Origin of the sequence: Acinetobacter sp. 3657 (assembly GCF_031456775.1) — a bacterium.
Lineage (GTDB): Bacteria > Pseudomonadota > Gammaproteobacteria > Pseudomonadales > Moraxellaceae > Acinetobacter.
Window position 1 is genome coordinate 546972 of the sequence record NZ_JAVDVH010000001.1, and the last position, 24031, is coordinate 571002.

The following is a 24031-nucleotide window of genomic DNA, read 5'->3' on the forward strand; positions in this document are numbered from 1 at the left end:
CAATTTCATAAAATACTTCTATAATAATGCCCATCATTACGAGTTGCAGTGAGTCGTATGACGACTACGATCAATTGCAACTACGCATTATTAAGTCAATTTTAACGCTATAATTCGGCTTATTTATCAATATTTTCAATCTCTTGTGTTAAAACACATCAGATCAGTTTAGGTGCTAGCATGGAAATCAAGGTTAATTACCTCGACAACCTTCGACAAGAAGCCAAATTCGATGACTTTACCGTAATCGCCGACCAACCGATTCGCTACAAAGGAGATGGTTCAGCACCGGGTCCATTTGATTATTTCTTGGCATCATCAGCATTGTGTGCTGCTTATTTTGTAAAAGTGTATTGTGCCGCGCGTGATATCCCGACTGATAATATTCGTTTATCGCAAAACAACATTGTAGATCCAGAAAACCGCTACAAACAAATTTTTAAAATTCAGGTTGAATTACCTGCTGATATTTCAGAAAAAGACCGTCAAGGTATCTTGCGTTCAATCGACCGTTGTACAGTGAAGAAGGTCATACAAACTGGCCCAGAATTTATTATTGAAGAAGTCGAAAGTATTGATGCCGATGCACAGGCATTGTTGATGCCAAGCTTAGCATCGGAAAATACGACCTATATTGCAGGTAAGGATCTGCCATTAGAAGAAACCATTGCCAATATGTCAGCGATCTTGGCTGGTTTAGGCATGAAGATTGAAATTGCATCATGGCGCAATATCGTGCCGAATGTTTGGTCACTGCATATCCGTGATGCCCAATCTCCAATGTGTTTTACCAATGGTAAGGGCTCAACCAAAGAAAGTGCTTTGGCTTCAGCACTCGGTGAGTTCATTGAACGTTTAAACTGTAACTTCTTCTACAACGATCAATTTTGGGGTGAAGAGATTGCAAACGCTGAGTTTGTACATTACCCAGATGAGAAATGGTTTAAACCAGGTCCAAATGGCGAATTACCAAAAGAAATTTTAGATGAATACTGCCTAGAAGTTTATAACCCTGACGATGAGTTACTGGGTACACATTTGTACGATACCAACTCAGGTAACATGGAACGTGGTATCTGTTCACTGCCATTTGTGCGTCAATCTGATGGTGAAACAGTCTATTTTCCATCAAATCTAATTGAAAACCTATATCTAAGTAACGGTATGAGCGCGGGGAATACTTTAGAAGAAGCGCAAGTACAATGTTTATCTGAGATTTTTGAACGTGCTGTAAAGCGTGAAATCTTAGAAGGTGAAATCACATTACCAGATGTACCTGAAGAGGTTTTAGCGAAATATCCAAGTATCGTGGCAGGCATTCAAGGGCTTGAAGAGCAAGGTTTTCCAGTATTGGTTAAAGACGCTTCTTTGGGTGGTCAATTTCCAGTGATGTGTGTCACTTTGATGAACCCACGCACAGGCGGTGTGTTTGCTTCATTTGGTGCGCATCCAAGCTTTGAAGTCGCTTTGGAACGTAGTCTGACTGAGTTATTACAAGGTCGTAGTTTTGAAGGCTTGAATGACTTGCCACAACCAACCTTCCAAAGTGAAGCAGTGACCGAACCAAATAATTTTGTGGAACACTTTATTGATTCAAGTGGTTTAGTCTCTTGGCGTTTCTTTAGTGCCAAATCAGACTATGATTTCGTCGAGTGGGATTTTACCAATGATGGTGAAAACTCAAATGCTGACGAAGCCGCAGAACTGTTTGGTATTCTTGAAGAAATGGGCAAAGAAGTCTACATGGCTGTCTATGAGCATCTCGGTGCAACAGCTTGTCGTATTTTAGTACCTGATTATTCAGAAATTTATTTGGTTGAAGATTTGGTTTGGGATAATACCAACAAAGCTTTATTGTTCCGTGAAGATATTTTGAACTTGCATCGCTTAGACGATGAGCAACTTGAAGCATTGCTTGAACGTTTAGAAGAATGTGAATTAGATGATTATACTGAGATCACTACGCTGATTGGGGTTGAATTCGATGACAATACCGTGTGGGGACAGCTCACACTGCTCGAATTAAAATTATTAATCAATCTTGCATTGCAGCAATTTGAAGAAGCCAAAGAACTGGTCGAAACGTTCTTGCAATACAATACCAACACAGTTGAGCGCGGCTTGTTCTATCAATGCATGAATGTCGTGCTAGAAGTCATTCTCGATGATGAGATGGAATTGGAAGATTACGACAAAAACTTCCGTCGTATGTTTGGTGATGAACGTATGGATGCGGTAATCGGTTCGGTCGAAGGCACTGTTCGTTTCTATGGTTTAACGCCGACCAGCATGAAACTTGAAGGCTTAGATCGTCATTTACGTTTGATTGAAAGCTATAAGAAATTGCATGCTGCTCGTGCGAAATCAGTGATAGTAAGCTAGGAACGAGAATACACGACACTGGACTGCAAGATGATATTCATTGAGCAGTCCAGTATTTTTTAAATATCTAGCACATTTGAACAAAAAAATTAAAGAAATAAGAATGACATAAATATTTAGCTTCTGTCGGTATTTCAACTATGCATTACGCTATTAGCTAAACCCCTTTGATCATTATTTACACTTGCTGGTATTACCCTTATTGAGATAAACAAAAGGAATTTATATAAGAAGTGTGTTGCTTTAGATTATGAATATAATTCATATTTTTACATTAGAAAAAATCATTTCATGCATATCCAAATTGTTTGTAAGCTCGGAAAATAAGTTAGAGATGGTCATCATCTAATAACCGAAGCTATTTATGTATGAATAAATACAAAGATGCGTTTATATATAATCAATAGAGTAGAAAAATGAATCCCTTAGATTTCGCAATTATCGATCCACATATACACCAATGGGACCCTTATCACACACCACATTCAGCAGCTCTATTGGTCAAAACATTGGGGAAATATCCAGCGCTCATGGATAAGGTGATTCGTCTAGTAAAGCCCAAGCCATTATTAGATACGCTCGGAAAGACCGAACACATCTTAAATCCTTATTTACCGATGCATTACCATCAAGACTTAGGCGGTTTGAATGTAGAGAGTGTGGTGCATGTTGAAGCCAATTGGCATCATCATAAAGGGTTTGACGTTGTTGAAGAAACGAGCTGGTTAAGCCATTTAGATTTTTCAAAATATGATTTAAAACTTGCTGCAATTGTTGCCACGGCAGACCCAAGTCACCGCAAATTCGTCGATATTTTAAAAGCTCATCGAGATGCAAGTCCTTTGTTTAGAGGAATTCGAAAGATGTCTTCTTGGCATGAAGATGACGGCATCTATCGCTGGTCTAAAACACCTCATTTATATCAGTCTAAAAAATTCTTAAAGGGATTTGAACAACTCGCCAAAATGAATCTATCTTTTGATGCTTGGGGCTATTCAACTCAATTAAATGAGATCACTGCCTTGGCCAAGCAATTTCCAGAAACACGCATTGTGGTGGATCATCTTGCAACACCTGTTGGTTTGTTTGGTGCAGTGGGTAAGAAGACTGGAAAAACAGCAGCTCAACGTGATGCAATATTTCAGCAATGGCAAAATGATCTGAGCACTTTGGCAGAACAGCCGAATGTAAGTGCGAAAATATCAGGTCTCATGATGCCTGTATTGGGACATAGATTTTATAAAGAAAATCGGACGGCAACTGTTGCTGAAATGGTTCAATTATTAACCCCATTGATACAGCATGCGATCCATGTCTTTGGGGTAGATCGAATTATGTTCGCTTCGAATTATCCAATGGATAAACCTAACGCACGTTTAAATGATCTGATAGAGGCTTATATCAAAATGATTGAGCCTTATGGTGCTGAAGCTTTGCAAGCGATTTTTAGACAAAACGCAATCCATTTTTATCAATTAGACATCAACTAAACAACGAGCCATGCTATGAAAAATTTTAATCAAAAAGTTGCCGCGATTACAGGTGCGGGTTCTGGAATCGGTCAACAACTCGCTATCTTATTGGCACAGCAGGGTACACATTTAGCCCTGAGTGATGTCAACGAGCAAGGCCTAGCTGAAACATTAGAGCTCGTTAAATCTTATCCGATCAAAGTGACACTCACGACTTTGAATGTTGTTGATCGCGCTGCTGTAGAGGAATGGGCTGCGAATACCGCTCAAGAACATGGAAAAATTAACCTCATTTTTAATAATGCAGGCGTGGCATTGGCAAGCACGGTTGAAGGAATGAGTTATGAGGAAATGGAGTGGGTATTTGATATTAATTTTTGGGGTGTAGTACATGGTACCAAAGCATTTTTACCCTATTTAAAGCAAAGTGGTGAAGGGCATATTATCAACATTTCCAGTCTATTTGGTTTAACAGCACAACCAACGCAAAGTGCATACAATGCGACTAAATTTGCAGTGCGTGGTTTTACCGAATCACTTCGTCAAGAGCTTGACTTACAAGCCAACGGCGTAAGTGCAACTTGTGTCCATCCAGGAGGAATACGCACTAATATTGCGAATAGCGCACGCATGAGTGATAGTATTCGGGCCTTAGGACTAAATCCTGCAAAAGCCAGTAAAGCTTTTAATAAGGTGCTCAAAACGCCACCTGAAGAAGCAGCAAAAGTAATTTTAAATGCGGTTAAAAAAGATCAGCGCCGAGTTTTAATAGGCAATGATGCCAAAATTTTAGATCTAATTCAGCGTGTAGCACCATCACATTATGCGCAAGCATTGAATTTGTTCACCAAAAAGAAGAAGTAAGATTTGAGTTCATCTTTTATTTGATTCACAAAGCTCTAAAGTGAAATGTAATATAGGGCTTTGTGAATCAATGGTTTATGTTAAATATTGAATGTTAAATTCTCTATAAAACATTCCCAAAGCCAACATAGCCATCATGACAGACAGTGTTCTTAATAAAATGGTTTGTACTTTTATATCACTGAGTACTTTCTTTAGATTCCACGAAAAAAAGACATAAAGTCCGCCAATGATGGCAAGCGTGAAGATGGTAATAGACACTAAAAACCAGCTTTGCTTTTGCAATGACTGCGCGCCGAAGATAGCAGGTACAATCGCAAGATAAAATGAAATAGTTTTAGGATTACTCAAGGTAATTAGCAGCCCATCTTTATAGGAAAAAAGCGTGTCTTTGAGATTTGCAGGCGCTTCGCTTTCTAATAAATTACCTTTAAAAAACCAAAATTTATAAGCTAAGTAAAGCAGGTACGAACTTGATAGTAGTATCAAATAAAAAGCCAAATGTGGACTGAAATGATGAAGAGAAGAAAAAAGAAAAATTGAAACCAATAAAAAAGTGATATCTCCCGTGATGAGGCCAAACAGCATCATCAATCCATTTTTATATCCCTGCACTAAGGTTTTAAACATAAGACCGGTCATGCCCGGTCCGGGGAGTATCGCTGCTAAGGCCAAAGTTAAAACATAGGTCATTGTTTGTGTGAGATGTTCCATGCCAATTAAAACCAAATGAAATCGGATCTCTATTTTTTAATAAATACACAGGTAAATTTGATCTATATATTCTAGTAAATATCAAAAATAGGGTATAAATAACCCTATATTTAACTTTTATGAAAATATTATGCCTAATTTAAAAATTGATAAAACTGATGCAAGAATTTTAGAGTTGTTGCAAAAAGACTCAAGAACCACAAATGCTGACTTATCTGAACAGTTAGGTCTTTCAACCTCGCCATGCTGGCGAAGAGTCAAACATTTAGAAGACACCAACGTCATCAAAGGATACGGCGTTTTACTTGATCGCAAAAAACTTGGCCTAGGCGTGATGGTGTTTGTACGTGTATCGATAGATAGCCATAGTGAAAGAGAGGCAAAAAAATTTGAAGAAGAAGTCACTGCTTTAGATTATGTCGTTGCATGTTATAGCATTGGCGGCGATGCTGACTTTTTGTTGCAAGTCGTATCACCAGATCTCGATACCTATGCTGAGTTTTCAATGACCACCATTCGAAGATTGCCCGGAATCAAAGAAATGCAAAGTATGTTTGTCCTGAAAGAAATAAAGCCCTTTTTATGTTTTCCAGTAAAGCCTCAGAAATAAACACTAGTGCACTGATTTTGACTGATCACAGTGCATAGAAAATAAAAATGCATTGTTTTAATGCCAAAAAAGTATGACGAAATAGAAAAATCGTATTACTAAACTGGCACGCCATTTGCTTCATTAATTCCATCATAAAGTGATCTAGGGTTCCGATAGACGACTGCTCAAAGTTGGCTATGACTGAGACCGAGAGTTCACGGTTCGCAAGAACTACACGGAGGGATAAAAGCCCGGGAGGTTGGACTTAAACCTTAAAAGAGGTCATGCGAATGAGCGAATATCATAACAACCAGATCCTTTGGACTGAAAAACTACCGGGTGGTCATCATTGGTCTGGACGAGTTCAGAAAGGGACCGTTCTTCAGTTTAAAGCTCTGGCTTCAAACGCCAATGTTTCACTGTTTTGTGTGAATGCTGAAGATAAACTCGAACGTTACAACATGCCAGACACCTTAAAAGGGCAACACACTGCATTTTTAACGACGGGCAATGTTTTGTATTCAGATTTAGGGCGTGTCATGGCATCGATCGTTAAAGATGACCATGGTTGGAATGATACGTTCTGTGGGGCGAGTCGTCCTGAGCAAATCAGCAAACAGTTTGGTCAACGTCGTTTTCAAGATGCACGAAATGAAATGTACCAAAACGGTGTAGATGGCTTATTGGTAGAGATGGCGAAATTTTCACTGTCACAAACTGATTTAAGTGCAACCGTAAACCTTTTCTCAAAAGTGAGCCCCAATGATCAAGGTGCTCTAAGCTATACCCAATCAGACAATACCAGCCAAATCATTGAATTACGTTTTGAAATGGATTGTTTGGTTTTCCTTTCTGCTGCTCCCCATGGTTTAGATAACAGTTTGCTCTACCAACCAAGCGATATTCAATTGTCTTTATATAAAGCCAATCCTTTAGCTAACCACGATATTTGTCGTGATGCCTGTGCACAAAATCAGCGTGCTTTTCAAAACAACGCACGTTACTACGCATTAAGTTCAGCATATTAAGCTATAGGAGAAGCATCATGACGGTCTTACATACTTTTGAAAAAGCTACATTAAATGAAGTGTGTCCTGCGGGTGAAGCATGGATGTGCGAAGTCAAAAAAGGGCAATACTTTCGGATTATCGATTTAGAGGGCAATCAAGCTGTTGATACATTATTTATCTCAGCAGAAAATCCTGAAGAGCGTTATAGCGCTACAGATACGCTTGCCATGAATCAATATATCTATTTAGAAAAAGGTACATCTTTATACAGTAACTTTGGACGGCTAATTGCAGTCATTCATGATGATAACTGCGGTCGTCACGATACGTTGGGTGGCGCATGTTCTTGCGAAAGTAATACTGTGCGCTATGCACATGAAACTTATCCTATGCATAGTTGCCGTAACAATTTCATGTATGCCTTAGCTAAACATCCCATCGCGAAAAAGCACAATTTGAATGTGCGCCACATTGGTCCAAATATCAATTTCTTTATGAATGTTCCAGTTACATCTGATGGACATTTGAAATTTGATGATGGTATTTCTGCACCGGGTAAATTTGTCGAGATCAAAGCAGAAATGGATTTAATCGTGCTGATCTCTAATTGCCCGCAACTGAATAATCCATGTAATGCCTATAACCCAACACCGATCCAATTAGTGATTCGTGATGGTGAGGAGTCTTAGTCTATGTTTAATAAAGTTTTAATCGCCAATCGTGGTGCGATAGCATGTCGTGTTATTCGAACACTAAAAAAATTAGGTATTCAATCGGTTACTGTCTACTCTGAGGCCGACCGAGATTCATTGCATGTGACCTTAGCAGATGAAGCGATTTATATCGGTGATGCACCTGCGAGTCAGAGTTACCTCAACGTTGACAAAATTTTAGAAGTCGCCAAACAAACAGGTGCAAATGCCATTCATCCGGGTTATGGTTTTCTATCTGAAAATGCTGAATTTTGTGATTTGTGTGAATCACAAGGAATTGCATTTATCGGCCCAAACTCAGCTCAAATGCGTGCATTTGGCTTGAAACATACCGCACGAGAACTTGCAATCGAAGCAAATGTGCCACTATTGCCAGGTAGCCAACTTTTGGCTGATGAAGCAGAAGCATTGGTTGAAGCCGAGCGCATTGGTTATCCTGTGATGCTAAAAAGTACCGCAGGTGGTGGTGGTATCGGCATGCGCTTGGTATGGAATGCTGAAGAACTTAAAGATGCTTTCGCAACAGTTTCTTATCTTGCGCAGGCAAACTTTAAAGATGCAGGACTGTATTTAGAGAAATTCGTACAGAATGCTCGCCACATCGAGGTGCAAATATTTGGTGATGGTCAAGGACAAGTTTTAGCGCTAGGTGAGCGGGATTGTTCTGTTCAACGTCGCAATCAAAAAGTCATTGAGGAAACGCCAGCACCACATTTAAATGATCAACAACGTTCATATATTCAGACTGTTGCGATTCAACTCATGCAATCCGTGAATTATCGTTCAGCGGGTACTGTTGAATTTGTGATGGATACGGACACACAAGACTTTTATTTTTTGGAAGTAAATACCCGTCTACAAGTTGAACATGGTGTCACAGAGCAAGTATACGGCGTGGATTTGGTTGAATGGATGATCACACTTGCAAGTGGCGACTGGACAGCACCAACGCAACCTTTGAAATCAGAAGGACATTCGATACAAGTTCGTTTGTATGCTGAAGACCCGATCAAAAACTTCCAACCGAGCGCAGGTTTGCTGACCTTTGTCGAATTTGATGATCAAGCACGTAATGAAACATGGGTAGAAACTGGCTCAACTGTTTCCTCATTTTACGATCCTATGATTGCCAAAATTATCGTCATGGCAAATGATCGAGATGCGGCTATTCAAGCAATGAATCATACCTTAGCCAAAACTCAGGTGGCAGGTATCGAAACCAATCTTGAATATTTACAGAATATTATTGATTGTGAAGTGTTTAAAGTAGGTACTCAGACCACACGTTTCCTCAATACTTTTGAATGGAAAACTCAAAAAATCGAGGTATTGCAAGCAGGTATTCAAACTTCCATACAAGATGTCACTGGGCGTTTAGGTTACTGGGATGTGGGTGTACCACCGTCTGGAGCAATTGACCCTTTATCTTTAAATGTGGCAAACCAACTACTTGGTAATGCATCTAATAGTGCAGGTCTAGAATGTACCTTGCATGGACCTACACTAAAGTTTCACTGTGATAGCCAAATCGTTCTTACTGGTGGTGACATGCCATCAACCTTAGACGGTGAACACCTTCCAATGTGGCAAACGGTGAATGTCAAGAAAGGGCAAATTCTTAAATGCGGTAAAATCATTACAGGATGTAGAACTTATATTGGCATCAAAGGTGGTTTGAATGTTCCCAAATACTTGGGTTCACAAGCGACATTTACTTTAGGTCAATTTGGTGGTCACGCAGGGCGTAATTTGTTAATTGGTGATATGTTGCCCATCACTGCTTTTAGTTCAGATCAACAAACAAGTTTGAATGCAGAACAAGTCCCGACATTTTCAAACAGTTGGGAAATTGCGGTAATGTATGGTCCGCATGGTGCGCCTGATTTTTTCACCAAACCAGATATTGATACATTCTTTGAGCATTCCTTTGAGGTTCATTTCAACTCAAGCCGTACAGGGATTCGATTGATCGGACCAAAGCCTGAATGGGCGCGTGAAGATGGAGGCGAAGCAGGTTTACATCCTTCCAATATTCATGACAATGCCTATGCTATTGGAGCAATCGACTTTACTGGAGACATGCCGATCATTTTAGGGCCTGATGGTCCGAGCCTTGGGGGGTTTGTTTGCCCAGCGGTCGTTGTTCATTCTGAACTTTGGAAATTAGGTCAACTAAAAGCAGGAGACAAAGTCAAATTTGTTCCTATTCGATATGAACAAGCAACTCAATTAAATCAAACATATCATCATATGCTCAGTACGGAGCATCTAAATGATGCGCAATTTGGTCAAAGCTTTTATGCTGAATTTGATAGTTTAAATGATGCTGTATTGGATCGTTTAGATGGTCAAGATCATACGCCAAATGTAGTGTATCGCCCCGCTGGTAATAACTACATGTTGGTTGAGTATGGCGAATTGGTTTTAGACCTGAATTTGCGATTCCGCATACATGCATTAATGCAGTGGGTTAAAGATCAAAACATCATAGGTATCATTGATTTAACACCGGGAATACGTTCACTTCAAATTCATTTTGATTCACTCAAACTTGATCAACAGAATTTATTGAATCTACTCAAACAAGCCGAAACAGAATTACCTGATGTGACTGAAATGCAAGTTCCTTCACGTACCGTATATTTACCTTTGGCTTGGGAAGATTCTCAAACGCAGTTGGCAACTGAACGTTATATGCAAACAGTGCGTCCTGATGCACCGTGGTGTCCAGACAATATCGAATTTATCCGTCGCATTAATGGTCTAAAAGATAAACAAGCTGTAAAAGACGTGGTGTATAACGCAAATTATTTGGTGATGGGCTTAGGTGATGTATATCTCGGTGCTCCAGTTGCGACACCGCTTGATCCACGTCAACGACTCGTAACGACCAAATATAATCCTGCTCGAACTTGGACACCTGAAAATGCAGTCGGGATCGGCGGTGCGTATATGTGTGTCTATGGGATGGAAGGACCGGGTGGCTATCAGTTTGTGGGTAGAACAACGCAAATGTGGTCTCGCTATCGTAGAAATGCAGATTTTGAGCAAGGTAAACCGTGGTTATTACGCTTCTTTGATCAGATTAAATTCTATGAAGTTTCTGAAACGGAACTCATGCAAATGCGTGAGGATTTTAAGGCAGGACGACTCAAACTCAGAATTGAGGACGGTGTTTTAAATCTCAAAGAATATAATCAATTTTTATCAGACAATGCTGAAACCATTTCAAGTTTTAAAGCAACTCAACAAGCTAACTTTGATGCTGAACGTCGTCGTTGGCATGAGGCAGGGCTAGCAGAATATGTCTCTGAAAGTTTGGATGCAGTCGATGGTGGTGAAACCGTCATCATTCCTGATGGTGGTTGTGCTGTTGAATCACATATGCCGGGTTCGATTTGGAAAATTGAATGTCAATCTGGGGATATTGTTGAGGAAGGAGCAACACTTGCGGTCATCGAGGCTATGAAAATCGAAATTCCAATTCTTGCACCCGAACGTATGAAAGTTGAAAGCATTACTATTGAAAAAGGACAAACAGTAAAAACAGGACAGGTATTATTTACTTTAGCGCCAGTGGCTTGATGAAAGTAGTGATTTCAAGGGACCTATTAATAGGTCTCTTGAAAGGTCTGATATGCTCAGCCACACATTGATGCATTTAGCGTACCTAAATGGTGCGAATTGGTACATTTTTTAGGCATTTTTAAAATGAGGAAATTAGCCTCAATTCTTGCTGCCTACACCTATGTAGCTTATTTATCTTGTTATTCTGACCAAATCCACACTATTTGATATTTTGGCATGCTTTGTGCTTTTATTTATATACAACATAAATAGAGGAGAACAATAAACTTGATCACTAAATCACACACATCGGTTCATTCCAACATGTATAAAAAGAATAACCAGTACATGAGCAGTAACAATGGAATAAACTGATGAAATACTCTGCTTTCAAGCAAGCCCCATCTCAACGTAGTGGGGCTTTTTTATTATTTAATTTAAGTTTATTCAACTAATCTCAATCACTATAAATTGGCACATATTCTGCATTCTAAATAAGTAATACAAAAACTAATTTTAGTAATACCCCTATAGGAGCTGCAATATGAGTGAAGCCAAAACCAACACTGTAGAAAAACACCCTATTAAGAAATTCTTAGTCGATTTATTCAGTGCAAGAGCAGGTCTGTATTTCAAACAAAATCACCAAATAAGCAAAGTAAAGGGATAAGACTGTGGCCAAGCAAAAGTTAGCTCGAATCAGTATTACCGTACCTGAAACTACATTGAATGCGCTGGATCAAAAAATCGTAGATCAACACTACGAAAGTCGTTCACAAGCGATTTTGGACATGATCAATCGGCACTTAATCGATGACCTAGCTAAACGCGATGAAGTGATGGTTGGCACATTAACATTGTTATATGACGTGAGCTTAAAACCACTGCGAACGCAACTTGTTGATTTGCAGCAACAATACTTAGCTCAGGTGATCAGTTCATTACATATTCAATTGGATGATGACAAAGTTCTACAAGTCATGTTGATGCAAGGTGTGAGTAGTGATTTGAAAGCCATCAGTCAACAGTTCATTGCATTAAAAGGGGTGATTAAAGGGCATTTGGAATTGATGGATGCCGTCATGCCACCAATCGCACAAAACACTTAGGCACATAAACATTCGTAAAAACGAAAAGTTCTCAATATCAGAGCACAATAGGAGCAAGCATAAGATGATCAAAAAAACACTGATTTCAGCATCTGTGCTGACAGCGATTTTTTTAGGGGGCTGTGACAACACAGCAAAAATTCCAGAGTCTAAAGCAAAAACTGAAGGTAGCACCAACACTAAACCAATCACGATTGGATATAGTGATTGGCCAGGTTGGGTCGCGTGGCAAGTTGCTATTGAAAAGGGATGGTTTAAAGAAGCGGGGTTAAATGTCGAATTCAAATGGTTCGATTATTCCGCATCAATCAATGCATTTTCTGCCAATCAACTCGATGCAGTTTCCGTGTCCAATGGTGATAACTTGGTGATCGCGTCAGGAGGCACAAAAGGCATCATGATTTTGGCAACCGATTATTCCGCAGGAAATGATGTCATTATTGCCAAAAATGGAATTAACAGTATTGCTGATTTGAAAGGTAAAAAAATAGCAGTTGAGAAAGGATTAGTTGATCATCACTTACTTAATACAGCTTTAGATGATGCCAAAGTAGCAAACTCTGAAGTGACATTAGTGAATGCAGTAACCAATGAATTACCTCAAGTGTTTGCAAGTCCTGATGTGTCGGCAATTGCAGTTTGGCAACCTGTAGCCAATCAAGCTTTGAAAGCGGTTGCAGGTTCTAAAATCATCTATTCATCCAAAGATAAGCCCGGACTGATTTATGATACTTTGACCGTCAATATGACGCATCTTGCTGCAAATAAGGAAGATTGGAAAAAAATCATTCAGGTATGGGATAAAACTGTTAAATATATCAATGATCCAGCAACACGAGACGATGCTGTGGCAATCATGGCAAAACGAGTTGGTTTAGATGCCGCTCAATATGCTCAATTTATTGACGGAACCCATTTACTTGATCTGCAAGCAAATAAGAAGGTATTTACCAAAGCCGATGGTTTTGATTCTATTTATGGATCAAGTTATCACGTCAATGAATTTAATTTTAAAAATGGTGTCTACACCACTAAAGTGGATGTTGATGGCGTGATCTTTCCAACGCTCGTTGAAGAAATCAATTAACTTCTAAATTGATCACGGCAATCCTTTGTACATTTGATCAATCATTAACCCTTAAAAAGTCTCCCGGAAAATAGGGAGATTTTTATACATTCATACATGTGAAAAATAATACTTCGATATAAAAAAGCCCACTTTTAAACGTGGGCTTTGCAACGTTTTGCTTTATTTAAGTAGGCAGGCATTAATCATCGCTTACTTTGGTCATACGAGGAATTAAAGGCAAATCCTCGAGTGCTGGATCGAGTTGATCTTCATCAGCATGAACCAGTTGATCTACACGTTTACGCAATGCTTTAAATTCAGGGCAAAGCATTTGATCTGGATGACGTGGGCGGGGTAAATCTACTTCGATAATTTCTTTAATTTCACCAGGATTGGCTTTGAGTGCGACGATACGGTCAGCGAGTAATATTGCTTCATCCATATCGTGGGTGACAAAAATAATCGTAATATCAATATTTTGCCATAAATCCATCAAGTGTCGTTGCATCTTCTGACGGGTATGAGGATCAAGTGCGCCAAATGGTTCATCCATCAATAGAATTTTGGGTTCATTCACCAATGCTCTAGCAATCGCAACACGCTGTTTCATTCCACCAGAGAGTTGATGAGGATACTGATTTTCATATTTTTCTAAGCCGATAATATTAATCCATTCTCGTGCTTGAGCCTCGGCCGTACTATCACTTTGTCCCTTCATTTTTGGACCAAACATCACGTTTTCTTTGACGGTTTTCCACGGAAACAGTGTATATCCTTGAAACACCATACCACGCTCAGGACTCGGCCCCACGATCGGTTGACCATCAATCAGAATCTCTCCTCCTGAATAAGAATCAAGTCCAGCAACGATACGGCTAAATGTTGACTTACCACAGCCAGAAGGACCGATCACACAAATAAATTCACGTTTATGAATCTTTAAATCAATTTGGTTTAAAACCGTTCGTTCAGTTTTGCCATGTTTGAAGCTTTGCGTCAGTTGTTTCGCTTCTAAGATGACAGCACGTTCATAAATATGATCAAAATATTCACGAGCATTGAAATGGGTATTTGTCATTAGTGTGCTCCTGATTTCCATTTAAAAAGCTGCTGCCCAAGTTTCATTAAAATGACATCACAGATCAGACCAATCACACCAATGATGAGAATGGCTGCATAAACATTGTCAAAATTTTGATAACGTGCTTGTTGGGTAATAAACCATGTAATACCTGATGTGCTCCCAATCAATTCAGCAACGATCAAGTAAGTCCACGCCCAACCCAACAAAACTCTCAAATCTCGATAAATCTCAGGCAAGGCAGCAGGAATCACCACATGAATTAAGCTTTTGGTTTTGTTCGTTCCAAGTGTAAAACCTGCTTCAATCAAACTACGATCGACCAATCGAGTGGTATTGGCAATAATAAGTATCTGTTGAAATAGCGTACCGATGATAATGATGGCTATTTTTGGTGCATCATTGATACCTAATATAGCAACAGCTAAAGCACCAAAGGCAGGGGCAGGCAAATAACGGAAAAATTCAACAAACGGCTCTGTGAGTTGTGAAATTGTCTTAGAAAAACCGCATAAAATCCCCAAAGGTATACCGATGAGCGATGAGATAAAAAATGCAGTGAACACCAGTTTAATACTGTGCCAAAGACTTTCATGAAACCACGGCGCATTGGCTTGAACGGGTGGCGTCGTAAATGCAGTGACAAGCGCTTTGGCAACTTCGTGAGGGGCAGGCAAATAAATGGGGTTGACTAAGATTCCTTGGGGTGGTTTTAAACCATGATCTACAGCACTTTGTGCTTCAGAATAAAAAACCTCTTTGGCAATACGACTATCGACCTGTAGATATGCCACGCTGCCTGTATCCGTAATTTTGACTTGTGGGTGCCATACAAATGGCAAATAACTTACAGCACACCACAACAAAATTGGTATTAAAAATGACCCTAGACCAAATAACAATTTGTTGGTTTGGCTGAGTTCGCGCGCAACGTAACTCATATTTTTTGCCTCTTAATATTACATTTTTTATAAAACGTAATACTGATTAAGCAAAATAAGTGCCAATCAGATTAAAACTAATTTGCGGCGAAAATGGATAAGCAGAGAAACTTTATTTTTATTCTTTCTTGATTTTATAAATGATAATTATTATCATTTATAAATACTTTGTTTTGAGTCAATGATTGTGAACAAAACCCCGATACTCGTTGATGAATTATACAGGAACCATAGCGGGTGGCTTCACCATTGGCTGCGAAAGAAAATCGGAAGTTCTGAACAAGCTGCTGACTTAGTCCAAGATACATTTATTAAAATCCTTCAGACACGCGATGAGTTGTTGGGCGTCAAAGAACCAAAAGCTTATTTGACTTCAATTGCGAAAAATTTATTGATCGATCAAGTAAGACGGAAAAGAATTGAGCAAGCGTATCTTGATGGTTTGAGTGAAATGGAATACATGCTTGAAGCGGTTGTTTCTCCCGAAGAGCAGGTGCAAATCATTCAAGCAATTCATCAGTTATGCAAAGCATTAGAAGCGGTCTCTGAAAAAGCCCAACAGGCTTTTATCTTGCACTATTTAGAGGGTTATACGCATAAAGAAACGGCTGAACAACTCGGTGTTTCGACCAAGATGATCCAAAAGTATTTGGCCAGTTGTTTGGTACAGTGCTATCGAACCCGAATGGATATGGATGTGTTGGTTTAAATGACAAAAAAGCATAATCAACAACTGGTTGAAGAAGCAGCGCAATGGATTGTTAAATTAAGCGCGGATGATGAGGTGACTCGTCGTAATGCAGAAGTACAATTCAAACAATGGAAAAAAAATAGTCAGCAACATCAAAAAATTGCCAACAATATTGAACACTGTCTCGGTTCGATTCAAAAGTTATCACATCATCATCATAAAAAAATTACCAAATCGGCACTCAAAGCTGGCTTGGGATCTGGAAAGGTTTATAAAAACATCCGAACTGGTACAGCATTTGCGATCGCCCTATGCACTTTGGGTATTGGTACATTATATTTATCAGATACATCGCTAGGTTATATTGCTGCGGATATTCGCAGTAATTCTAGCCAGTGGACCACTCAAACATTACAAGATGGCTCACAAATCATTCTTCGCGGTAAAAGTGCCGTCAATATTGATTTTAAGTCTGACCAAAGAGTGGTTGAGCTGGTGCAAGGCGAAATATTTGTTGATGTCGCCAAAGACCAGCAGCGACCTTTTATTGTCCAAACCTCTCATGGACAAATACAGGCACTCGGAACAGCTTTTAGTGTTGCTTATAGACCTGAGATAACAGCATTAAAAATGCTGCATTCAAAAGTACAAGTGCGAGCCAAACCATCCAAGACAACATCTACAAATACTGTCAATCAAGCAATAGTTAAAGCAGGGCAAGCGATTGGAATAGATCAAAATGGTTTAACACCAATTTCAGTACTAAATCGCTATAATGAGCAGCAAAAGTGGAACAAACATCAACTGATGGTTGAAGATCTACCACTTAATCAGGTGCTAAAAGCCTTGGATCAGAACTACAAAGGAAAAATTATTTTTAATGATTCAGCAATGAGTAATATACACGTCAATGCCGTATTACCACTTGATCAAACACAAGACGCACTTAAGCTACTCGGCGCAGTTTTTCCTCAATTAAAAATATATCAAATTACGCCTTATGTGATTTTTGTGACGACTTAGCAAAATTTTTTAATTATTTGGTTCCACTTTTTTCTTACTTGTTCGTCATAGTAAATAGAAGCAATAAATTTGGATCATTTTAATTATTTATATTGAATGATTCTTATTTCTATTTACTGGGGTGTGTAATGGAAAACTTGGGAAATGGCCAGCAACAGAGAAACAGTCTGTTTCAACTATCAAAGCTTGCGCTTGCAATCTATACCGTGGGAATCGGGAGTATAGCCCTACCGTTACATTCTGCATATGCAGCAACGATAAATACCAAATCTTATAATATTTCAGCAGGAACATTGGCAAATGTGTTAAATCAATTTGCAGAGCAATCGGGCACTTCGATTGCAATCGATGCACAACAGTTAAAAGGCAAAAATAGTACTGGCTTAAAAGGAAGTTACTCCATAGAGCAAGGCTTTCAACATATTCTCATGAACACAGAATTTTATGCTGTGAAAGTTGGGCAAGGCTATACACTCACAAAAAAAGCACCACCATTAACGGCCAATCAAGTTGCTTTAGTTTCTCCTATGAGTGATCAGCGCGATTCAATGAACGAAGCCTCAGCGCGTTTAGCTCCCATCGTTGTCTACGGTCAAGAAGATCGTGATACTCAAGGCTATAACAAGGTTTATGACGCAAATCATTCTTCAGTGTATGCAGGTAAAGAATATGTAGAGCGTTTTAAAGGTACAAATCCTGCTGATGTATTACAAGGTATGGTCGGGGTTTATAGTGGTGATGCTCGGAATAGCGGCGCACTTGATCCAAGTGTTCGAGGTGTGCAAGGTGTTGGTAGAGTACCATTAACGATCGATGGAACAGAGCAGTCGGTCGCTGTTTGGCGAGGGTATAATGGGGTTAACAATAGGAACTATATTGATCCGAACTTGATCGCTGGGATCGAGGTCATCAAAGGACCTTCACTAGAACGTAATGCCACAACATCTGTGGGTGGTGGGGTGTTAGTTAAAACACTTGAAGCTGATGATATTATCCGCGCAGGAAAAACCTTTGGTGCTGAATTAAAAGTAGAAGGCTCAACCAATTCAATAGATCCATCGCTACCCAACATGAGTAAAGTCGGTCGTGATTATAGTGAGACAACACCATGGATTGAAATAGATCGCGCCCGATATGATCCTGATATTTACAAGAAAAATAGAACCCGAAAAGATAACTCTAATTTCTCTGGCGATGATTTAGCCGGTCGACTTGCACTGGCAATGAAACAAGATCAATTCGATTTATTGGCTGTTTATGCTGTTCGTGAACGTGGCAACTATTTTTCAGGCACACACGGTGCTGGTTATTACAAACGTGCTGAACCCAATAATGACAATTTCGATTTTATTCCATACTTTGCACATGCTTACAAACCGGGTGATGAAGTTCCAAATACATCTAGCCAGATGGAATCTTGGCTTTTCAAAGGAACCTATCGACCTACAGATTTCCAAACCTTAAAACTCACTTATCGAGATACTAAAAATAAATTTGGCGAAATCATGCCATCTCGCATTCAATGGGGAATAACGCCTGATTTGGGTGTACCTCAATGGCCGCTCAGTGACATCCGTTCAAAAGCATACAGTTTGGAATACAAATTTAAACCTGATAGCAATCAGTGGGTCGATTTTTATGCCAATGTTTGGCAAACCGATACTGAAAGTCAGACTTATACTCGTGGTGGCTGGCCAATTGATATTGATTTTCGAGACAATCGCCTTATCAATACTGCGATCAGTCACTCTGACAATCAACGACAGGGTATTAGCATCAGTAATAAAGCAAGATTGAATGATCAGCTTGATTTGACTTTAGCTGGGAGCTTCTTAAAAGAAAAGCTGACTTCTGATGATGTCTATGGTGAATATGGCCCAATGTATAGCATATTTCAGGCCTTACCGCGTGCTGGACGACGTGAAGAGAAAACGTTTGATTTTAATTTTAATTATCGTCCCTTGTCTTGGTTAAGCTTCGATGCGGGTATGCGTTACCGTTCTTATTGGGCTTTTGATGACTTCTTAAATAAATCGATCCGCGATGGGGTTGATCCTACGCTAAATCCATTATTTACCAAGAAAAATAGACTCAAAGAATATAGTTTTGAATATCGAACCATGCCTGAAAGCTATAATGCTCAGCAGCAGCGCATGCTCAACCTACTATCACAACGCTATGCAACGAGCAATCCTGATTGGGATGGTCGCTTAGAGACAGTACCTACATCCGAGACAAATTTATATAGCCGAATTTGGTCACAAATCAATACGTTGACATGGAAAGCAGATCTAAATGGTCATTTGGCTTTGGCTGACAACATTTTGGATCAACTGAACGCTTTAGATCAGAAATATGTAGTGATCGGAAATGGCTTTAAGCCCGCTGTAATTGAACAAGTTCCAATTGAATCTGTAAACAAAGTTAAAGATAGCGGTTGGGCGCCTCAGTTAAGTGCAGCGATTCAACTGACCGAAAATAACCGACTCTATGCACGATATGCTGAAGAATATCGTTTGCCGAGTTTATTTGAAAGCACTGTCGGTTTTTCAGCAATGATGCCTTATCAAGCTGTTAAACCTGAACATGCTTTTAACTATGAAGTGGGTTATGTCTATGATATGCGTGACTGGTTCAGTTCAGCACGCAATGCTGACTTTAAACTGGCGTATTACTACAACAAGACCAAGAACGTGATTGAACGAAATCAAAATCTGATTTTTACCAACATGGATGAGCAAAAACTTTCAGGTTTAGAACTGCAAAGCCGTTTTGACAATGGTGCTTTCTTCACAGATTTAAGTTTGGCTTATAACCTCAAAAATGAAGTCTGTGATAGCAATAGTGCGATTGACAGGATGATCAATAGTGGCACTGTACAAACAGATCATGGCATTCAATTCCGAGATGCTTACCAACGCTGCGTCGATGACGGCTTTCCCAATGGATATCTGGTGACTATGTCTACACCAGAGCTCAGTGCACATGCATTATTCGGCGCACGTTTCTTTGATGAAGCACTTGAACTTGGGGCACGTGCAACTTTCTATAAAGCTTATGAAAGCCCACTGCGTAAAAACAATGATGATGGCGTCAATAAAGGCTATTACCTCAATGTTCCTTTGGCGTGGGACGATACATGGATTTTTGATGCTTATGCACGTTATCAAGTCGATACCTACAACACCGTTGAGTTTGTAGGAAATAATCTTTCAAACCAATTCTACATTGACCCACTCACTAGGAGTGCGATGGCTGCACCCGGTCGTACCCTTAAAATCAGTTGGACAACTAAGTTTTAGCACAGAATTTAATTCCAGCTTTAAGTGAATTGGAATTAGATAGGCGTAAATAATATATTTGAATGATTATTATTTACATAACTAAAAAGCAGTTTTATAGATTCAACTGCTCATACAACAACATGATAGCGATAGCGTTATCCTCATTGAAACAATAACTTATCTTTAAATAAATGGAGTAACAATAAATGAAAATCTCTCAACTGTTCATCGGTCTGGTTGCATGTTCTGCTGTATTTTCTCATGCAGCTATTGATGGTGCTTCTAGCAATGAAGCAAACATCAGAATCGGCGCCGCTGCAAATGCAAGCCATCCAGGCGGTGCAGCAGCAATATCTATAGAAGCGGCAGGCGCACCATACAATGCATTTACAGGTTTTAGTTCATTAAAAGGCTTGGCACAAGCATTTGCAGCACAAGGTACCAGTAATACCAATGTCACAGTGGGTAGCAAGAGCTTTAATATTTCTCACATTCCTGTATCGGCTATGCCACCTTCACATAGTGCTTTGGGTAACTTTAATTTTGGTCAGGTGGGTACGCAGGAAGTATATTTTGGTGAGTGGTGGAAGGCTGGCGATACAGCAGCGAGTGCGAGCCATACAGTTTATTATGCGGGTGACAATAGTAATACCACCGTACCAACAGCAGGTACTGCAACTTATACCGTTGCAGGGATTAATGGATCAGCGACAAATCTGTTAACTGGTAATTTCACTGCAAATTTTGGTACGGGAACGCTTGAAGGTTCTTTAAATGGAACAGGTACAGCGGTTTCAAACTTAACATTGAATGGTGTGACATTTAATCCGGGTACTGCTGAGTTTGCTGGTGCAGCAAGCGCCAATGGTACAGCTGGGCTAAATAATTCAGGTATTGTCCAAGGACATTTCTTTGGTGCAAATGCTGCGGCTTTGGCAGGTATCGCCGAGTTTAATAACGCATCTTATAACACTGCATTTGGCGGTGCGAAAAACTAATCGTGGCAAAAGGAATCTACATTTGTAGGTTCCTTTTGTTTTTTATGCGTTGATGATTTTACTTTTTTGGTTTGCGGTTGATATGAAACGAACATTGCTGTGTTGCTTGGCTTTATGGGGAAATACATCACTCTATGCGGATGATGAGACTCAACTTCGCCTAAATCAAAGCCTCGATCAGCAGCTATTCCAACAACAGCGTTCACTTCAAGCACAAGGTACGATTCGGAGCACTGAAAAGTTACCTGAACTCCAAATCAATGGAAAAGTCTATGTCGTAGAGAAAAATCAAGATGATCTAGCCAAAGCGCTATATCTCGCTGTTATGCAAAAACAATGGGTAAATGTTCAAATCTATTTAGTGCATTATCAAAACTATCCTGAGCATGATCAGGCTTTAACTGATTTTGCAGAAGGAGCATTGGCACGTGCTCAGGGACAACAAAAACTGGCTGAACGAAAATTCCAAAGCAGTTTAAATAAACAACCTAACAATCTAATTTGTGAACTCGAGTTAGCGCGTGTGCTGTTTGAACAACAGAAGAACAAAGAGGCAGCACACCTTTTTATAACGATTCAAAATAAATTAGAACAAAGTGATCACAGTGTCATCCCACCGGAAGTACAAAAAACGGTTCAGCTTTTCGTCAAAGCGCTTGCTCAACGAGATTCATGGCATGGTTCTATTGCTGTAGGTCCTACTTATGCGAGCAATCTAAACAGTTCATCAGAACAAAGTAAAACTTGGACGCTGTATGGTATGGATAAAGAGGGCAACATTATCCCAGCTCAAATTACTAGAGAAAGTCCAAAAGCAGTTTCAGCTCAAGGCTTGGATTATGATGCAAGTTTGATGAAACGTTTTTCCATCAAAGAAAATCATGGCGTTGCACTACGTGCTCTAGCTTATGGACAGTCTTACGATAATCAAAGCAATTATAATGAATCCACCCTCAACGTAAATGCAGGTTATAGCTATTACGATTTAAAAAACCAAATTAATTTCAGTCCACTATTTGAACACAGACGTTATGGCAACGAGAGTTTGTACGACGCTTGGGGCGGGCGGATTGAATGGATGCGGTTTATTTCAGGCGATAAAGCACTCAAACTTGAAGCAGAAATTAAAGATTTTGATTACCACACCTATAAAACACTCAATGGGCAAGAGCGTTCGGTACTGGCGACTTTTTGGAAAATTTTACCAGAACAATGGACATTGTTTGGTGGACTCGACCTCCTTGATCGTTCGACACAAGAACAATATATCGCGGCTTACCAGCAACAAGGAATTCGTCTAGGTATAAGTAAACCTTGGAATATTGGAATTAATACAACATTATTAAGTTCTTATCGTTGGCGACAATTTGATCAATACGCAAAGGTTTATGAAGCAAGACGACATGATTTTGAACAAAATTATACTTTTGTTGTGCAAATGCCACGCTTCAAATTTTATGGCGTAACACCGAATTTAACTTATCGTTATAACCACAATGATAGCAATGTGGATTGGTTGTACACCTATGACAAGCACAATGTCAGCCTGAAACTCGAACACCGTTTCTAGGAGAGGCTGATGAAATTAAAAAATTTATCTCCAAGTTACAAACAACAATTATCTCGCTCTGCTGAATTAACACATCATCATTTCGGGAAATGGGGCGTTGTAGGTACGGTCATACTTTTGCATATCGCGGCATTGTGGTTGCTCAGCCATCTGATAGAACCGTATACATTGGATAGCGCACCTAAAGTGAATGCATTAAAAGTGCATTTCGTTTCATTGTCCAGTGCCGAACAATCATCACCACGATCGTCTGGACAAAGTGCTGTTGCAATCAAGTCAGAGAAGCAAAAACGAAGCGTATCAGAGAGTTCAAATGCAACTGTATCGTCTATAACCGCCGCAAATACTCGCACACTCAGCAGTACACATGCTGATCGTGTGATATCAGATAGCCAGCCAAAACATAATCATAAAAATGAGCAAGCTACCCCAACTCAAGTATCTGTAGATTCAGAGCCATCCCTGAATAAAGATCTAACGTTAAAAACAAAAGATATCGAACAACAGCTCACAACGAAGCAAAGTCCAAGTACATCTCAACAACAAGGAGAGAGCCATTCCAACGCTGGTGGAGTGACGACACCCGCGATAGAACAGGAACTTGCACGTGCTCCAGATAGCCAAGTCGCCCCAAATGAACCATTACAAGTGAGTCGTGTAGATGTATTGAGTTTTGCAAAACTAAGCTATGAGGATCGTGAACTAAAACAACAAGATCGCACGGTTGAACTTCGTATTCGTATTAATGAAAACGGTCAGGCGACAGATATTCAATTACAACAAAGCTCAGGCATCAGCAGCTTGGATCAACGTGTCATACAAGCTGCACTTAAATCAAAATTTAAACCTTATCAAGTGAACGGTCGAGCAGTGGCCGTGGTCGTGGACTTCCCAGTCCAACTTAAACTCAGTCGGAATCGTTGAACCATCCGTGATATCTATTTTAGGAGA

19 protein-coding genes and 1 riboswitch are annotated in these 24031 nt (G+C 39.7%); of the genes, 16 read left to right on the plus strand and 3 right to left on the minus strand.

The window, feature by feature from the left end:
* Positions 1–180 precede the first annotated feature (180 nt).
* From J2Y37_RS02500 to J2Y37_RS02510, 3 genes are all read left to right on the plus strand, one after another.
* The gene (locus tag J2Y37_RS02500; protein ID WP_349031738.1) at positions 181–2382 is read left to right on the plus strand and encodes an OsmC domain/YcaO domain-containing protein; all 2202 of its coding nucleotides are present in this window, start codon (positions 181–183) and stop codon (positions 2380–2382) included.
* A gap of 416 nt (positions 2383–2798) precedes the next feature.
* Complete coding sequence (locus J2Y37_RS02505; RefSeq protein ID WP_349031739.1) at positions 2799–3872, plus strand: amidohydrolase family protein; 1074 nt, start codon at positions 2799–2801, stop codon at positions 3870–3872.
* Between the two features lie 15 nt (positions 3873–3887).
* On the plus strand, positions 3888–4718 hold the full coding sequence (locus tag J2Y37_RS02510) for an SDR family NAD(P)-dependent oxidoreductase (protein ID WP_349031740.1): 831 nt from the start codon (positions 3888–3890) through the stop codon (positions 4716–4718).
* 75 nt (positions 4719–4793) lie between these two features.
* On the opposite strand, the gene J2Y37_RS02515 is transcribed toward J2Y37_RS02510, so the two are convergent.
* Positions 4794–5432 carry a LysE family translocator gene (locus tag J2Y37_RS02515; RefSeq protein WP_349031741.1) on the minus strand — a complete coding sequence of 213 codons (639 nt, stop codon included), beginning with the start codon at positions 5430–5432 and terminating at the stop codon, positions 4794–4796.
* Positions 5433–5562: 130 nt separating this feature from the next.
* Between J2Y37_RS02515 and J2Y37_RS02520 the strand changes: the two genes are divergently transcribed.
* The 7 genes from J2Y37_RS02520 to J2Y37_RS02550 all read left to right on the plus strand — a co-directional run bounded on the left by J2Y37_RS02520 (position 5563) and on the right by J2Y37_RS02550 (position 13510).
* Positions 5563–6042 carry an Lrp/AsnC family transcriptional regulator gene (locus J2Y37_RS02520; protein ID WP_349031742.1) on the plus strand — a complete coding sequence of 160 codons (480 nt, stop codon included), beginning with the start codon at positions 5563–5565 and terminating at the stop codon, positions 6040–6042.
* Positions 6043–6175: 133 nt separating this feature from the next.
* Positions 6176–6284: riboswitch (guanidine-I (ykkC/yxkD leader) on the plus strand.
* A gap of 30 nt (positions 6285–6314) precedes the next feature.
* On the plus strand, positions 6315–7052 hold the full coding sequence (locus J2Y37_RS02525) for an urea amidolyase associated protein UAAP1 (protein ID WP_349031743.1): 738 nt from the start codon (positions 6315–6317) through the stop codon (positions 7050–7052).
* Positions 7053–7069: 17 nt separating this feature from the next.
* Entirely contained in the window at positions 7070–7723 is a 654-nt protein-coding gene (locus J2Y37_RS02530) for an urea amidolyase associated protein UAAP2 (protein ID WP_349031744.1), read from the plus strand.
* A 3-nt stretch (positions 7724–7726) separates the two neighbouring features.
* Entirely contained in the window at positions 7727–11332 is a 3606-nt protein-coding gene (uca, locus tag J2Y37_RS02535; RefSeq protein WP_349031745.1) for an urea carboxylase, read from the plus strand.
* Positions 11333–11858: 526 nt separating this feature from the next.
* The gene (locus tag J2Y37_RS02540; RefSeq protein WP_349031746.1) at positions 11859–11984 is read left to right on the plus strand and encodes a hypothetical protein; all 126 of its coding nucleotides are present in this window, start codon (positions 11859–11861) and stop codon (positions 11982–11984) included.
* Between the two features lie 4 nt (positions 11985–11988).
* Entirely contained in the window at positions 11989–12423 is a 435-nt protein-coding gene (locus J2Y37_RS02545; protein WP_113997270.1) for a ribbon-helix-helix protein, CopG family, read from the plus strand.
* 64 nt (positions 12424–12487) lie between these two features.
* Positions 12488–13510, plus strand: coding sequence for an ABC transporter substrate-binding protein (locus J2Y37_RS02550; RefSeq protein WP_349031747.1), 1023 nt, complete (start codon positions 12488–12490; stop codon positions 13508–13510).
* A gap of 181 nt (positions 13511–13691) precedes the next feature.
* Here the strand turns inward: J2Y37_RS02550 and J2Y37_RS02555 are convergent, their stop codons facing one another.
* Both J2Y37_RS02555 and J2Y37_RS02560 read right to left on the minus strand, forming a co-directional pair.
* On the minus strand, positions 13692–14570 hold the full coding sequence (locus J2Y37_RS02555; protein ID WP_349031748.1) for an ABC transporter ATP-binding protein: 879 nt from the start codon (positions 14568–14570) through the stop codon (positions 13692–13694).
* A complete protein-coding gene (locus tag J2Y37_RS02560) occupies positions 14570–15514 on the minus strand; it encodes an ABC transporter permease (RefSeq protein ID WP_349031749.1) in 945 nt (314 codons plus the stop codon). The genes J2Y37_RS02555 and J2Y37_RS02560 overlap by 1 nt, the downstream gene beginning before the upstream one ends.
* Before the next feature lie 181 nt (positions 15515–15695).
* Between J2Y37_RS02560 and J2Y37_RS02565 the strand changes: the two genes are divergently transcribed.
* The 6 genes from J2Y37_RS02565 (at position 15696) to J2Y37_RS02590 (ending at position 24004) form a co-directional block, all read left to right on the plus strand.
* On the plus strand, positions 15696–16223 hold the full coding sequence (locus J2Y37_RS02565; RefSeq protein WP_349031750.1) for a sigma-70 family RNA polymerase sigma factor: 528 nt from the start codon (positions 15696–15698) through the stop codon (positions 16221–16223).
* The gene (locus J2Y37_RS02570) at positions 16224–17228 is read left to right on the plus strand and encodes a FecR domain-containing protein (RefSeq protein ID WP_349031751.1); all 1005 of its coding nucleotides are present in this window, start codon (positions 16224–16226) and stop codon (positions 17226–17228) included.
* 128 nt (positions 17229–17356) lie between these two features.
* Complete coding sequence (locus J2Y37_RS02575) at positions 17357–20530, plus strand: TonB-dependent receptor (RefSeq protein ID WP_349031752.1); 3174 nt, start codon at positions 17357–17359, stop codon at positions 20528–20530.
* 188 nt (positions 20531–20718) lie between these two features.
* Positions 20719–21510 (plus strand): Slam-dependent surface lipoprotein, encoded by a 792-nt coding sequence (locus J2Y37_RS02580; RefSeq protein WP_349031753.1) that lies wholly within the window; start codon positions 20719–20721, stop codon positions 21508–21510.
* A gap of 82 nt (positions 21511–21592) precedes the next feature.
* Positions 21593–23080 (plus strand): surface lipoprotein assembly modifier, encoded by a 1488-nt coding sequence (locus J2Y37_RS02585; protein ID WP_349031754.1) that lies wholly within the window; start codon positions 21593–21595, stop codon positions 23078–23080.
* Between the two features lie 9 nt (positions 23081–23089).
* The gene (locus J2Y37_RS02590; RefSeq protein ID WP_349031755.1) at positions 23090–24004 is read left to right on the plus strand and encodes a TonB family protein; all 915 of its coding nucleotides are present in this window, start codon (positions 23090–23092) and stop codon (positions 24002–24004) included.
* Positions 24005–24031 lie beyond the last annotated feature (27 nt).

Excerpts from the sequence above, each read along its gene's own strand:
- J2Y37_RS02500 (WP_349031738.1), top strand. The coding sequence starts at position 181 with ATGGAAATCAAGGTTAATTACCTCGACAACCTTCGACAAGAAGCCAAA.
- J2Y37_RS02505 (WP_349031739.1), top strand. The coding sequence starts at position 2,799 with ATGAATCCCTTAGATTTCGCAATTATCGATCCACATATACACCAATGG.
- J2Y37_RS02510 (WP_349031740.1), top strand. The coding sequence starts at position 3,888 with ATGAAAAATTTTAATCAAAAAGTTGCCGCGATTACAGGTGCGGGTTCT.
- J2Y37_RS02515 (WP_349031741.1), bottom strand. The coding sequence starts at position 5,432 with ATGGAACATCTCACACAAACAATGACCTATGTTTTAACTTTGGCCTTA.
- J2Y37_RS02520 (WP_349031742.1), top strand. The coding sequence starts at position 5,563 with ATGCCTAATTTAAAAATTGATAAAACTGATGCAAGAATTTTAGAGTTG.
- J2Y37_RS02525 (WP_349031743.1), top strand. The coding sequence starts at position 6,315 with ATGAGCGAATATCATAACAACCAGATCCTTTGGACTGAAAAACTACCG.
- J2Y37_RS02530 (WP_349031744.1), top strand. The coding sequence starts at position 7,070 with ATGACGGTCTTACATACTTTTGAAAAAGCTACATTAAATGAAGTGTGT.
- uca (WP_349031745.1), top strand. The coding sequence starts at position 7,727 with ATGTTTAATAAAGTTTTAATCGCCAATCGTGGTGCGATAGCATGTCGT.
- J2Y37_RS02540 (WP_349031746.1), top strand. The coding sequence starts at position 11,859 with ATGAGTGAAGCCAAAACCAACACTGTAGAAAAACACCCTATTAAGAAA.
- J2Y37_RS02550 (WP_349031747.1), top strand. The coding sequence starts at position 12,488 with ATGATCAAAAAAACACTGATTTCAGCATCTGTGCTGACAGCGATTTTT.
- J2Y37_RS02555 (WP_349031748.1), bottom strand. The coding sequence starts at position 14,570 with ATGACAAATACCCATTTCAATGCTCGTGAATATTTTGATCATATTTAT.
- J2Y37_RS02560 (WP_349031749.1), bottom strand. The coding sequence starts at position 15,514 with ATGAGTTACGTTGCGCGCGAACTCAGCCAAACCAACAAATTGTTATTT.
- J2Y37_RS02565 (WP_349031750.1), top strand. The coding sequence starts at position 15,696 with ATGATTGTGAACAAAACCCCGATACTCGTTGATGAATTATACAGGAAC.
- J2Y37_RS02570 (WP_349031751.1), top strand. The coding sequence starts at position 16,224 with ATGACAAAAAAGCATAATCAACAACTGGTTGAAGAAGCAGCGCAATGG.
- J2Y37_RS02575 (WP_349031752.1), top strand. The coding sequence starts at position 17,357 with ATGGAAAACTTGGGAAATGGCCAGCAACAGAGAAACAGTCTGTTTCAA.
- J2Y37_RS02580 (WP_349031753.1), top strand. The coding sequence starts at position 20,719 with ATGAAAATCTCTCAACTGTTCATCGGTCTGGTTGCATGTTCTGCTGTA.
- J2Y37_RS02585 (WP_349031754.1), top strand. The coding sequence starts at position 21,593 with ATGAAACGAACATTGCTGTGTTGCTTGGCTTTATGGGGAAATACATCA.
- J2Y37_RS02590 (WP_349031755.1), top strand. The coding sequence starts at position 23,090 with ATGAAATTAAAAAATTTATCTCCAAGTTACAAACAACAATTATCTCGC.